Origin of the sequence: Tamlana sp. I1, from assembly GCF_015355625.1 — a bacterium.
Lineage (GTDB): Bacteria > Bacteroidota > Bacteroidia > Flavobacteriales > Flavobacteriaceae > Pseudotamlana.
This window is the reverse complement of the sequence record NZ_JACLAF010000006.1, coordinates 39447-53974: the sequence shown is the minus strand read 5'-3', so window position 1 is coordinate 53974 and position 14528 is coordinate 39447. Positions and strand designations below refer to the sequence as shown.

At 36.0% G+C, this 14528-nt stretch carries 9 protein-coding genes; 7 read left to right on the top strand and 2 right to left on the bottom strand.

Translation table 11 applies throughout. From position 1 onward, the window contains the following. Positions 1-31 precede the first annotated feature (31 nt). Positions 32-2626, top strand: a complete 2595-nt coding sequence (locus H6X70_RS06515; RefSeq protein ID WP_228530288.1) for a chondroitinase-B domain-containing protein — start codon at positions 32-34, stop codon at positions 2624-2626. 122 nt (positions 2627-2748) lie between these two features. On the opposite strand, the gene H6X70_RS06510 is transcribed toward H6X70_RS06515, so the two are convergent. After that, a complete protein-coding gene (locus tag H6X70_RS06510; RefSeq protein WP_228530287.1) occupies positions 2749-3810 on the bottom strand; it encodes a LacI family DNA-binding transcriptional regulator in 1062 nt (353 codons plus the stop codon). Positions 3811-3939: 129 nt separating this feature from the next. Here H6X70_RS06510 and H6X70_RS06505 point away from each other — a divergent pair, with 129 nt between their 5' ends. From H6X70_RS06505 to H6X70_RS06480, 6 genes are all read left to right on the top strand, one after another. After that, on the top strand, positions 3940-4986 hold the full coding sequence (locus H6X70_RS06505) for a sugar kinase (protein ID WP_194766870.1): 1047 nt from the start codon (positions 3940-3942) through the stop codon (positions 4984-4986). Positions 4987-5034: 48 nt separating this feature from the next. Then, positions 5035-6252: a 6-phosphofructokinase gene (locus H6X70_RS06500; RefSeq protein WP_194766869.1), complete on the top strand. Its 1218-nt coding sequence runs from the start codon at positions 5035-5037 to the stop codon at positions 6250-6252. 14 nt (positions 6253-6266) lie between these two features. Then, positions 6267-6935, top strand: coding sequence for a bifunctional 4-hydroxy-2-oxoglutarate aldolase/2-dehydro-3-deoxy-phosphogluconate aldolase (locus H6X70_RS06495; protein ID WP_067147016.1), 669 nt, complete (start codon positions 6267-6269; stop codon positions 6933-6935). A gap of 147 nt (positions 6936-7082) precedes the next feature. Continuing rightward, entirely contained in the window at positions 7083-8948 is a 1866-nt protein-coding gene (locus H6X70_RS06490; protein WP_194766868.1) for a cytochrome c peroxidase, read from the top strand. 249 nt (positions 8949-9197) lie between these two features. Continuing rightward, positions 9198-12164 (top strand): alkaline phosphatase PhoX, encoded by a 2967-nt coding sequence (locus tag H6X70_RS06485; RefSeq protein ID WP_194766867.1) that lies wholly within the window; start codon positions 9198-9200, stop codon positions 12162-12164. Between the two features lie 70 nt (positions 12165-12234). Then, positions 12235-13146: a leucine-rich repeat domain-containing protein gene (locus H6X70_RS06480; protein ID WP_194766866.1), complete on the top strand. Its 912-nt coding sequence runs from the start codon at positions 12235-12237 to the stop codon at positions 13144-13146. A 140-nt stretch (positions 13147-13286) separates the two neighbouring features. Here H6X70_RS06480 and H6X70_RS06475 read toward each other — a convergent pair whose 3' ends face one another. Next, positions 13287-14489 carry a glycoside hydrolase family 27 protein gene (locus H6X70_RS06475; RefSeq protein ID WP_194766865.1) on the bottom strand — a complete coding sequence of 401 codons (1203 nt, stop codon included), beginning with the start codon at positions 14487-14489 and terminating at the stop codon, positions 13287-13289. Positions 14490-14528 lie beyond the last annotated feature (39 nt).

The window sequence follows — 14528 nt, the reverse complement described above, 5'->3', positions numbered from 1 at the left end:
TAGACTAAAAACAAACTAAAACTAAATTAAAATGGCAAGTACAATTACACTTATCATGCGGTCGTGCGCGAAATCTACACGAACAAAACTCAATGTATTCACTCTATTTTTCTTTATAACATCGTTAGCCATGGCGCAAACGGTTTATAAAATTACAGATCCAGAAGATATAAGGGATTTATCTCCAACTTTGGTTCCAGGCGATATTGTAGAACTTGCAGATGGCGTTTATAACAATTCAGGACGCATGCGATTTGGTGCTAATGGCGCTGAAAACAACCCAATTATTTTTAGAGCTGAAACACCAGGAGGGGTAACTTTTACTAACGGTGCGCGTTTAAGTATTGCCGGCGATTATGTGATTGTAGATGGTTTTTATTGGAAGGGAGGTTATGGTGATAGTGCTGTAATCGAGTTTAGAGACAGTAGCGATTTAGCTTACAACAGTACGCTTCAAAATTGTGCGATGGATGGATTGATTGTCGATCCAACCGATGAAGTTGTAGGAGTAAGTAAAAAGCATAACTGGGTTAAAATGTACGGAGCTAATAATAGCGTTCTTAACTGTTCGTTTATGAATAAAAAGAATGCCGGTGCTTTAATTTTAGTCGAACTTTATTACAATTTGTCAAAAAACGGAGGTGATCAATGTGCAGAGGTAAAACACACTATTAGTAATAACTATTTTTACAATTATGAAAAAATTAACCCGACCCTACAAAATGCCGGAGATAGTGAAACCATTCGTATTGGCGTTAGTGAAGGGCAGATGGTACAAGCAAACTGCTTGGTTAGTAATAATTATTTTGTTAAATCGGACGGAGAAAATGAAATTATTTCTAATAAAAGTAAAGGGAATTCCTTTATAAATAATACGTTTAGAGAATGTCGAGGTTCTTTGGTGCTTCGTCATGGTTCTGGAGCAACAGTAGATGGAAATTACTTTTTAGGTAACAACATTGATGGTACAGGTGGTATACGTATTGTAGATAGCGACCATACCATTACAAACAACTATATTCAAGATTGTGTTACACTTGTAGATCAGGCAAAATGGAATAACGGAATCACTTTTATAGGAGGTGAAAAGGTTAGTATAGACGATTGTAGCTCAACAAGCTATTCAAGCGATTATCAAGAATCAAAAGATATAATCCTGTCTAATAACACTATTGTAAACACCAACGCACCTTTGTTTTATAATATTGATAAAGGGGATGGTGTAGTTACAGGAACAGTTGCGAATAACTTAATTTATTTTGATACTGGTCATACTAATTCATCAGATGTTATTGTTGGTGAAACGGCTACAGCTTTTTCAGACATAGGAACTAGTTTAATGTATTCTGGAAATGTGTATGTTGGTACAGCTTTAGGTCAGGATAATGCCGATACAGGTAATGGTTTCTCTCTAGAGTCTGGAATTACAGCGTCTTCAGATGGAGAAATATATACATTTTCAGGTGCAGCAGGTAAAGGTGCCGATATGGGAGCTTACGGCCCAACGGATGATACCATGGTTGGTCATGGTATTGGTGCTTGTTTTTTAGATAATGCAGGCGCAAAAATCATAAATGGCGATTGCTCTATTGTGATAAGCGAATCTTTGTTAGTAAGTAGTTTGCCAGCTTTCGATTATGAAGCAGGTAGTGCAGATGTGAATGTTACAGCTAATGTAGGTTGGACTGCTGTATCTAACGATTCATGGATTACTATTGATACTAATTCTGGTTCTGGTGACGCTGTAGTTTCAGTGTCGGTAACTAAGAACACCGGTTCAACAGCTCGAAATGGTTCTGTAACGTTTACTCAAAACCCAGGAGGTGATGATATTGTAAGAACCTTAAGCATTACTCAAAACGCACCAAAGCCAACCGATTTGGCAACGCTTATTAACGATCAGGGTAGTGGCGCCGATGGTGTGGTTGTACGTGCTTTCTCCATGGAAGAAGTCAATGGAAGTACGAAATTTAATTACGCCGTTAATGTTTTAGATAAAGATCAAACAACCAATTGGTCTTCCGATGGCACCACAGGAGGCGCCTCTTTTATTATTATTGATTTAGGAGCTTACTACGATTTAGAAATTATCGATTTTGCCTCTGTTAGCGGTAAAACTTACGATTTTCAAGTGCGTTTGTCTTCAACAGGAATAGAGGATGCCGATTTTACCGACCCTTTTGGTACAGGTAATTTAATAAGTAGTAGCGATAATACTTTTAAAAGTTTTGTATTACCATCGGTAGCAACTGGTGTAAGATATGTGAAAATCCTTGGTTTCGGACAACCAAACGGAAGTGGAAGTGATTGGACCTCTATAACAGAGCTTAATTTTTATGGCGAATTTAACGCAGCGCTTTCCACTGAAGATGTTGATTTTTCGAATAGCATTAAAATTTATCCAGTTCCAGCAAACAGTGTTTTAAATATTAAAACAAACAATTTTGCTATAAATAACATTGCGGTTTATAACTTAGATGGTCGCTTAGTAATGCGTAAAGCAATTCAAAATTCAAACGAACCTATTGTTTTAAACACAGCGTCATTATCTAACGGAACATATCTTGTTCGTTTTTCAAATGCTAGTGGTTTAAAAGCATCTAAAATGATTGTTGTATCGCACTAAAAGCATTTAAAGCTTATTTAAATACAGCATAATTATTAATAAAAATCGCCTAAAATTTACTTTTTAGGCGATTTTGTTTTTTTTTTAAATGGGTTTCAGAGTAATTAATAAAAAGTCTATGTTTAACTTTTTAAACGTGAAGAATCCCGAATAATAAGTTCGGCATCTAATATTTTTTTATTTAAGGTTTGCTTAACCGTATCGGTTTTAGCATGCTCTAAAAAGGTTTTGGCTGCAAGTTTTCCAATTTGTTCGCTATGTTGATTAATGCTGGTTATCGATGGGGTAACCAGTGCAGTAAACGGTTCGTTACCAAAACCAACCAAAGCAATGTCGTTAGGAATTTTAATGTTTTGTTCTTTTAGTACTTGTAAGGCTCCTAATGCAGCATAATCGCCAGCAACATAAACGGCATCGGGCCTGTTTTTTAAACTTAGAAGCTGAAGCATTTTTTTACGGCCGTCTTCAATAGTTAAACTACTTTCTATAAGTAATTCTTCTTCAAGCGGTAAATCATGTTGCTTAAGCGCATCAATATAACCTCTAATTCGGTTGTTAAAAATACGTGTGTGTTTATAGCCACTTATATGCGCAATACGTTTACAGCCTTGTTCAACCAAATGTTTTACAATAATATGACTGCTTTTATAATCGTCTATTCCAATGTAATCCACGTTCAAATCATTTTCACCACGGTCAAATAGAATAAGCGGAATTCCCTTAGATTTAATTTTATTGTAATGTTCTAAATCAATCGTTTCATTAGCCATCGAAGCGATAATACCATCAACCTGCGTAAATAGTAAAGTGTCAATGCTATCACATTCCTTTTTATACGATTCGTTGGAATGTGTCATGATAATGTTGTAGCCTTTTTTGTTTAAAACCTCTTCCATGTTTTGAATCACTGAAGAGAAAAAATGACTATTTGTTCTAGGCACAATAACGCCAACCAAGTTGCTCTTACCTTTTCGTAAGGCACTTGCAAGATGATTGGGCTGATAATTCAAGTTTTTAGCCACCTGTTTTACCGCTTTTTTTGTCTTCTCGCTAATGCGCGAATCGTCGTGCAGCGCTTTAGAAACCGCAGCAGGAGAGATGTTTAGCACGTTGGCTATATCTTTTATGGTTGATTTTCTTTTGATATTTATTTTTTTTATATCTTTGCTTAAACGTTTAAGCAAATGTAATTCTTAAATTTTTATAATCAAAACACAATTAATTATCTGTTTTGATGATGAATTTTTTTTTTACACCGATTGCTTAAACGTTTAAGCAAAACATAATTTTTGAATATTTAACAATAAAAAGAAATGAGTAAAGTAGTAACATTTGGAGAAATCATGTTAAGATTAGCTCCTCAAGGATTTTTAAGATTTTCTCAAGCTAACAATTTTGATGTTGTTTATGGTGGTGGTGAATCTAACGTGGCAGTATCATTAGCTAACTATGGTGTTTCTTGTGATTTTGTAACACGTTTACCTAAGAATGATATTGGCGAGTGTGCCATGATGGAAATGCGCAAAAGAGGCGTTGGTGTAGATAAAATTGTTTGGGGTGGTGAGCGTTTAGGAATCTATTTCCTAGAAACTGGTGCTGTTTCAAGAGGATCTAAAGTGGTTTACGATAGAGCGTATTCTTCTATGTCTACTATTGAGTCTGGAATGATTGATTGGGATGCTGTTTTTGAAGGTGTTGAGTGGTTTCACTGGACTGGTATTACACCAGCGATTTCTCAAAGTTCTGCAGAAGTATGTTTAGAAGCTGTTAAAGCGGCTAGCGCAAAAGGTATTACAATCTCTACAGATTTAAACTACCGTGCTAAATTATGGAAGTACTGTGACGATGCACATAGAGAGTCTATCATGACTGAATTAACATCTTACTGTGATGTTGTTTTAGGAAACGAAGAAGATGCTGAAATGCACTTTGGTATCAAACCAGAAGGTATTACAGTTCAAACTGCTGGACACGATGTAAAAGCTGAAGCTTTCTTATCTGTTTGTAAGCAAATGATGGAAAAATTCCCAAGAGCTAAAAAGGTTATTACTACATTAAGAGGTTCTATCTCTGCATCTCATAACACATGGGCTGGAGTTTTATATGATGGAAAACAAATGTTAGAAACGCGTCAATACCAAATTACAGATATCGTTGATAGAGTAGGTGGTGGTGATTCATTCATGGGAGGTTTAATCTACGGATTATTAACGTACCCAGATGACGACCAAAACGCACTTGACTTTGCTGTTGCTGCGTCTTGTTTAAAACACACTATTAAAGGTGATGCCAACTTAGTAACAGTTGATGAAGTTAAAAAATTAATGGGTGGCGACGCTTCTGGTCGTGTAGCTCGATAATAAATAAGTAAAAAGGTAATGAGGCAACTCATTACCTTTTTTTTATATATGGAAAAATCAATTGCAATTATATGTGGTGGCGGACCCGCTCCAGGCATTAATACTGTAATTAGTACCCTTGCTAAAACCTTCATTAAAGACGGTTATAATGTATTAGGGATACATCATGGTTATAAAGGCTTGTTTTCTGATGATCCTCAAGTTGAAATTTTCGATTTTAATAAAGCAGATCGTATTTTTAGTCGTGGCGGTTCAACTTTAATTATGAGTCGTTTTAAACCTAAAGATTCCGATTTTAAAGCCGATTTCTTCCAAAAAAACAATGTCAAATTATTGGTTACTATAGGTGGCGATGATACCGCATCTACAGCAAGTCGATTAACAAAATTTCTTGTTAGTAAACAGCTGGATGTTGCCCATATTCACGTGCCTAAAACCATAGACAACGATTTGCCTTTGCCGGATAGAAACCCAACCTTTGGATTTCATACCGCAAAAGATGAAGGTGTTCGTATAGGAAACACCGTTTATGAAGATGCTAGAACAAGTCAGAACTGGTTTGTTGTTTCGGCCATGGGGCGATCAGCAGGGCATTTGGCTTTTGGTATTGCTTCAGCTTGTCATTTTCCTATGATGATTATCCCAGAAATGTTCAATAAAACGAACATTACTTTCGATAAGCTTATCAATATGATTATTTCATCAATCATTAAAAGTAAAATTAAAGGGATTGAATACGGTGTGGCTTTAGTCAGTGAAGGTGTTTTTCATTTTATGGATGAAGATGAAATTACAAATTCAGGTATTAATTTCACCTATGATGATCATGGACACCCAGAACTAGGGAACGTTAGTAAATCACATATCTTCAATTACCTTTTACAAGTCAAACTGAAAGAAATAGGATTAGAAATTAAATCGAGACCCGTAGAAATTGGTTACGAATTAAGATGTTGCAATCCTATAGCTTTTGATTTAACTTTGTGTACCTTGTTGGGTATTGGTGTTAAAAAATTATTTGATGAAGGCATTACAGGGTGTATTGTAAGTGCTAATTCAAGAGGCGATATAACCCCTTTATATTTAAGTGATTTTGAAGATGAGAACGGCAAAGTTCCTCCAAGATTAGTTGATATAAATTCTGATATGGCTCAGTTATTCATCAATCACCTCATTTATATTAGAGAGCGTGATTATGAAGAAGCAAAAAAATATGTAGTTAATCCAGAAGACTACGACGTTAAGAAAATTTTAAACTGGAATTAAAAAAATAAACAATTATGGCACAATTTTCAAGATTAGAAGTGGCGCAAGCCATGAAAGATACAGGAATGATTCCTTTATTTTTCCACAGTGATATAGAATTAAGTAAGAAAGTATTAAAAGCTTGCTACGATGGTGGTGCGCGTTTAATGGAGTTTACAGCTCGTGGTGATTTCGCTCACGAAGTTTTTGGTGAATTAACGAAATATGCTATTGCTGAATTACCAGGAATGATTATGGGTGTTGGTTCTGTAACCGATGGTGCTGCGGCTTCATTATACATGGCTTTAGGTGCAAACTTTATTGTAACGCCTGTATTAAGAGAAGATATCGCAATCGCATGTAACCGTAAAAAAGTACTTTGGTCTCCAGGATGTGGATCATTAACTGAAATCGCTAGAGCGGAAGAATTAGGATGTGAAATCGTAAAATTATTCCCTGGTGATTTATACGGACCAAAATTCATAAAAGGTATTAAAGGTCCTCAACCTTGGACAAGCATTATGCCAACTGGTGGGGTTTCTCCAACTGAAGAAAACCTTAAAGGCTGGTTCGATGCAGGAGCAACTTGTGTTGGAATGGGGTCTCAATTAATCTCAAAAGATATTATTGCAAATAAAGATTACGCGAAGTTAGAGCAAGACGTAAAAGATGCTTTAGCTATCGTGAAAAAAGTTAGAAAATAAGGTCCTTTATTTTAAATTAAAAAAGGTGGTAGCTGTATGGTTACTGCCTTTTTTTATTTCTAATAGGTATTATTTAAATCTTTGGTAATATACTAGTAACAATTAAAGTTTTTGTAAGTAGTTAATTTGCGGTTAATCTTATTTACTGTGCAAAAATTCAGCATTACTACTATTTTTAGCTTAAGCGTATTTTTTATTCTAAATTTTACCAGTTGCACAACGGGTAATAGTACTTATGTCGCATCTACAGATAAACTCAATAATTATTTTAAGGCGACAAGTCAGGCCTTAGAAAAATTAGACGAAACCGCATCGGCCTTTAAACATGGCAAAGTTTCTTCAGATTCGCTTCAAACGGTATTAACCAATGCACGTCTGGCATACAAAAAAGTAGAGTTTTACGTTGCTTATTATAACCCTGAATTTACAGGGAAACACTTAAATGGTGCGCCATTACTAAAAATATCAAAATCTGGAAACCAGCCAACTGTGATTCCCCCAGAAGGATTACAAGTATTGGATGAACTGATATTTGCAGAAAATCCTTCCGAAGAGAAAGTGCAAATCGCAGCATTATCCAAAAAAGTAAAAACTCAATTTAATTTTTTAGCCAATGCCTTAGGGCAAATAGTGCCAACTCCAGAAGAATTAGTTTTAGCAACCCGTTTACAATTGGTGCGAATTTTTACATTAGGAGTCACCGGGTTCGATACTCCTGGTTCGGCAAATGGTTTAAATGAAGCAATGGTTTCACTAGCAGCTATGAAGGCCTTAATGGAAAACGAACCAATAACTTATAAATATCCAAAAAGCAACGAGATTCTTCAACTGTTTAAAGGAGCTATCTCACAACTAGAAGGAACTGCAACTTTTGAAACTTTCGATAGATTAGCGTTTCTTAAAAATTATATAGATCCTTTATATAAAGCGTTTGGAGCCTTGCCAATTAAAATCAATTCTGAAAATTTAAAGAACCACACGGCTTGGAATCCAGAGAGTACTAGTATTTTTGCGTCTAATTTTTTAGATCCTTATTTCTATACGCAACTAAAGGAAAAGGAAGATTCTAAGGAATTAAAACAGTTGGGCGAAGCGCTTTTTTACGACCCTTTGATAAGTGGCGACAATAAAATGAGCTGTGCAACTTGCCATAATCCTAATCTTGCATTTACAGATGCACAAGCCAAATCCTCTAGTAATATTGAAGGTGTTACGGTTTTGAGAAATTCGCCAACCTTACTCAATGCTGTTTATGCTAAGCGCTTTTTCTACGATTCTCGTGCCTTCACGCTCGAGCAGCAAGTAGAGCACGTTATTTTTAATCCGAAGGAATTTAATACGGCTTATTCTGAGATTTTACAAAAATTGAATGCTTCCGATACCTATCAAAATCAGTTTGAATCCGTCTTCGGGAAAGATAAAATAAACCGTGAAAATTTAGCAAAAGCATTAGCCTCTTTTGTGTTGTCTTTACAATCCTTCAACAGTGAGTTTGATCAATATGTTCGGGGAGAGTTAGACTCAATAAATGAGGATGTTCAAGCAGGGTTTAATATTTTTATGGGAAAAGGCGCCTGTGCAACCTGTCATTTCGCCCCCACATTTTCTGGCTTGGTTCCTCCCTTGTATATTGAAACTGAAACCGAAATTTTGGGTGTGTTAAAAAGTCCGACTTCAAAAATAAAAGAATTAGATACCGATGAAGGGCGTTGGAAAAATGGTGTAGCTAGCGAGTCTGCATGGATTTACGAAAAATCCTTTAAGACACCTACCATTAGAAACATTGAAAAAACAGCACCATATTTTCATAATGGAAATTATGAAACCCTAGCACAAGTTCTCGATTTTTATAACCAAGGTGGTGGTGCAGGCATGGGGTTAGAGGTAACAAACCAAACACTGCCCGATACGCCACTTGATTTAACTGCTGAAGAAATAAATGCTTTGATAGCTTTTATGAATAGCCTTACCGATACATCGGTTGCTACAAGAAAATTGAATCTTTTGCAGTAATTTGTTTGGAAATTAGGGCTGTTAAAATCTTCATTTGTAACGGGGTTTTTAGATAATATTTAGGTAAAGTTTACTTCATATGTGAAGCGTTTTAGGCAAGGGTCTTAATCTTTAATTAAGATTAAGCATGGTATTCATAACAGTTCTGTGACCTAAGGGTAAAGTACAGTTTCCATAAACGAAATAGCATCTTACTAGTTTTGAATTGTCCTATAAAAAAGGATTAACCATTCAAAATAATTAGTAAATATGAAAACAAATTTACCATTAGTAGTGCTGTTAATGTTGAGCTTTTTAGGCTTCGCAGATTCAGCAGATTTAAAAAACAATACCGCAGCCAATTCGTTGCCATTAGGAGGTTTTCCTTTTAGTGCTGGAAGTACTTGGAGTTATAATGATTCAGGAATGGATCTTGGTGTTGCGTGGAAAGAAATAGGATACGATGATAGCGCTTGGCAAACCGGAGCTTCTCAATTTGGCTATGGTGATGGCGATGAGGTTACAACTTTATCCTTTGGTTCAGATTCCGATAATAAATATCCTACCTATTATTTTAGATACGAATTTAGTATTGTAGATGCTACAGCTTATGGCGATCTTGTTTTTAATATTTTAAAAGATGATGGTGCCGTGGTATATCTTAATGGTACCGAAATTATAAGAGATAATATGCCAGAAGGTGTGATTAATTACAATACCTTCGCTTCAAGTACCATAGGAGGCGCTGATGAGGATGCTTTTATGGCTTTTACTGTTGCCAATTTATTGCAAAATGGTGATAATGTAATTGCTGTAGAATTACACCAACGTAGTGGGTCGAGTTCAGATTTAGGTTTCGATATGGCAACAAGCATTGTTCCTAAATCGGCAAGTGTTGCAAGTTACCCTATGGCTGAAGGACTTTTATGGTCTTACTTAGATACAGGTGTGAGTTTAGATGCAACACCTTGGAAGGAAACGGGATTCGACATGAGCGCATGGGCAGTTGGGTTTGCACCGCTTGGTTATGGGGATCCTGTGGCTACCCAAGTTTCTTTTGGAGCAGATTCAAATAACAAATACATTACAACTTACTTTATAAAAGATGTAAATATCGTTTTAAACGATTTAACAGATAATGTGCTTTTTGGTTTAAAGCGCGATGATGGCGCTATTGTTTATGTAAACGGCGTTGAAGTTATACGAGATAATATGCCAGCTGGGGCAACAGATTACCTAACACATTCTGAAGCTATTGTGAGCGGTAATGATGAAAATACCTTTTATACACATAGTATTGCAAAGTCTTTCTTTGTTGAAGGCGTAAATAGAATTGCTGTAGAATTACATAATCGAGACGGACAGAGTTCAGATTTACAATTCGATATGTTTATAAAAAATGAACCAGTAATTGCTCCTTGTGAAGCAGGAACAATTGGTTGCTTCACGTCTATTGAGCCTACTGGGCAAACTTCAAAAATGATCATTCCAAGCAATCACCGTTTTCAGTTAATTGTAAAACAAGGAGACGCTTATACTTCGGGGAATGGTGCTGTAGGAGGTAATAATGATTTTACAGGATATACACCAATTAACGGTTCTAGTAAGCTGGGATATGTTTCAATTAATCATGAAACAACACCTGGAGGCGTTACGGTTGCAGATGTGAATTTTAATCAAAACACATTATTATGGGAAGTTACTAAAACCCAACCTGTAGATTTCTTTAATTCTGCTTTAGTAACAACCACTCGTAACTGTTCTGGGGGTACAACGCCATGGGGAACCATTATAACTGCTGAAGAAAGCACTACTAGTGGCGATTCTAATAGCGATGGCTATCAAGATGTAGGTTGGCTTGTAGAAATTGATCCTGCAACTGCGAAAGTTGTGGATTATGGAAAGGGGCAAGAAAAATTATGGGCCATGGGAAGAATGAAGCATGAAAATGTAGTCGTTGCTAACGATATGAAAACCGCCTATTATGGTGAAGATGGTGGTACAGACTGTGTATATAAGTTTGTTGCAACTACTGCTGGAGACCTTTCAGAAGGAGCCTTATATGTTTTAGTGTTAGACGATCCATTAGTGGCTAACGATCCTTCGTCTACTACAGCAAAATGGGTGCAAGTACCTAACACCACTCCAACAGAAAGAAATAATGTTGCAAGTGCAGCAGCTGCTTTAGGTGGAACAGATTTTAATGGTGTTGAAGATTGTGAAATTCATCCTATAACTGGAGAAATTTATTTTACTTCAAAAGGAAAAAGCCGTGTGTACAGTTTTACAGAAAATGGTTCTACCGTAACTAATTTTAAAACATTTGTAGGTGGAACTTCTTATGATATAAGAACTGAAACAGGCGTATTTAACGAAGCTTGGGGCGGTGGAAATGATAACTTAACATTTGATGATAAAGGAAACCTTTGGGTATTGCAAGATGGTGGGAACAACTACATTTGGGTAGTGCGTCCAGACCATACACAGGCAAATCCGAATGTTGAATTGTTTGCTTCTATGCCTAACGGATCTGAGCCAACAGGTTTAACCTTTACTCCAGACTTTGCTTACGGATTCTTTTCTGTACAGCACCCAAGTGGTTCTAACGAAGCACAGAAAGATGCTACGTTTTCAGAGGTAACATTAAATGCATCATCAACAGTGGTATTTGCATTAAAAGAAAATCTTGGAGCTCAAATTCCAGTAGGAGCTTTTAAGGCTTCTAAAGAAAAAATAGAGTTAGGTGAAACCGTGACATTTTCAGATTTAAGTTCAAACAATCCAAATACTTGGTCTTGGACGTTTGAAGGTGGTGCTCCTGAAACTTCTACTGAAGCAAACCCAACCGTTACTTATAATACCGCTGGAACTTTTAAAGCAAGTCTTACCGTAGGAAATGCTAGCGGGAACGGAACCGAAGTAACCAAAGAAAAATATATTTTGGTACAAGAAACCTTAGAGATTGATGAGGTTTTAAAAAATGATATTTCGGTATATCCAAATCCAACAAATGGTATTTTGAATGTAGATGTTGCCAACCAAAATGGCGATATTACTGTTGAGGTTTTCAACGTGCTGGGTCAAAATGTATTAACTAAAAAGGAAGGTGCAAAGCTAAGCAATAGCAGTGTTATAGCTTTAGATTTAGCAGCTTATGTAAAAAACAATCAAATGCTTTTTGTAAAAGTTACTGTGGGTAAAAACTCAGCGACTTACAAGGTTATGAAGCATAATTAATTTTTTTATTCTTTAAAAAAAAGACTGGTGCAATAAGGTTTGTACCAGTCTTTTTATATAACGATTATAGATGATGAAGTACCTTTTTGTGATTTTTATATTTGGAATGACCATGTTTCAAGGATCTGCTCAAAACGCAAATCCTTTAACCGAAACCATGTTTTATAGTGTTGAAAAGGCGCTTGCTGAAAGCAAAAATGCAACCCAATTAAATTTACGGGACCAGCAACTCTTTCAGCTTCCAGAACAGATCCAATATTTAAAAGATTTGGTTTTTTTAAATGCCATGGGAAATTATTTTGAACGTTGGGATGCAAAACTTTTCAGTTTAAAGGATTTAGAAATTTTAAATCTGAAGGGGAACGAATTTAGTTATGTTCCAAATGAAATTTCAAAGCTTAAAAACTTAGTGAAATTGGATTTGTCTGATAATAAAATTGCTAAAATTTCAGAAAATATTGGTGATTTAAAAAATCTTCAATTTGTATACCTTTCAGGGAATAGTTTGGTGGCTTTGCCTAGTACTATCGACCAATGTAAAAAACTTCAAGTGCTGCAATTGGATAATAATCAATTGAGTTATTTACCACCTTCTGTGGCAGCTTTAACATCATTAAAAACCTTGCAAGTAGGCTATAATCAGTTTTATGAGTTAGATACCGAATGGACGCGCATACAAACTCTTGAGGAATTAAACATGGAGCACAATCGCTTACAGAACATTCCTAATAGTATTGGTGCTTTAAGTCATTTAAAAACGTTAATTCTAAACGATAATAATTTGAAGACATTGCCAGCGAGTTTTTCAAATTTAAAAAATTTGGAAATGGCTATTTTATCTGGAAACGAGTTAACGGAATTACCTAAAACAATATCTGCGTTGCAAAATTTGCGTACACTCATTTTAACCAATAATAATTTTAGTAAAACAGAACAAAATCGTATTAAAGAAGCCCTGCCATTATGTGCTGTATATTTTTAATTGATTTGAAATAAATATTTAGTTATCATAACAAAAAGCCACCAAAATTTTGGTGGCTTTTTAAGGTTAAGAATTTGTTTTAAACTGTTTTCTAACCAAAAGGTTTGCGTAATAGTTTCAACGGGGTTCTTTAGGGAGGTTTATATCTTTTCCAATCTCACCATAACAACATCATGAGCTTGGATTGTGGTTTTTAAGTTTTTAGCTGTAGTACCTAAGTCTTTATGATTAAAAAGGTCTCGAATTTTGAAGCGGGTCTTTTTCATGTCAACATAAAGATTGTTTACATCATCGCCAATATTGTGTTTGTTCCAATCGAAATTAAAATCTACTGGCTGGTCGCTCATGTTTATAAAAGTCATTGCCCAAGCATCGTTGCTTAAAGGTTTTAGCCAGATTTCCATATTATTTTCATTTGTAAAGCGAAAACCTTGAATGCCTAATTCATCTTGATTTACAGCAATAACTTCTTTGTTTGAAAGTGTTTTTATGGTTTCTTTTGGAGCTGATCTTAAATCATTACCCATAATTAAAGGTGATGCTAACATGCTCCACATGGCAAAGTGGCTGCGGTCTTCGGCGTCGGTCATGCCGTTTCCTACTTCCATCATATCATAATCATTCCAACCGCCTGGACCTGCGGCTTTACGAATGTCTTTACGCATGTTAATAATTTTCCAAATACCGCTAGACGACCATGAGCCGTGTCCCACTTCGCAATCCCAACAATTTATAATATCGCCTGTTACGCGCCATAAATGTCCGATGTCTTTGGCCCATTTCCAAGGTTCATTATCACCCCATTCGCAAATACTAAAAACTACTGGTCTTCCTGCGGATTTAAGAGCATCTCGCATGGTAATATAGGCGCTTTCAGCATTAATTTTTCCTGAATCGCACCAATCGTATTTTAGATAATCAACGTCCCAGGAGGCATAGGCTCTGGCATCTTGATATTCATGGCCGCGGCTTCCGGGGTAACCTGCACAGGTTGTTGCTCCCGCACAATTGTAAAGTCCGAATTTTAAGCCTTTACTGTGAATATAATCGGCAAGGGCTTTCATGCCGCTAGGGAATTTTTCAGGGTCAGGGACTAAGTTTCCGTTTTTGTCTCTTTGTTTGGTCATCCAACCATCATCTAGAACAATGTATTCGTAGCCAGCATCTTTTAGGCCAAGTTCCACAAATTTATCGGCAATACCTTTTACTAGTTCTTCATTAATATCTGTGCCAAAGGTGTTCCAGCTGTTCCAACCTAATGGCGGTGTTTTGGCGAGATTCTCAAATTTTTGAGCCTGACTATTTAATGTTAGAAGGCATATTATTAAGGCTAATTTTTTCATACAATATTAAATTAAAGAGAACCCTAAATATGGCTATAA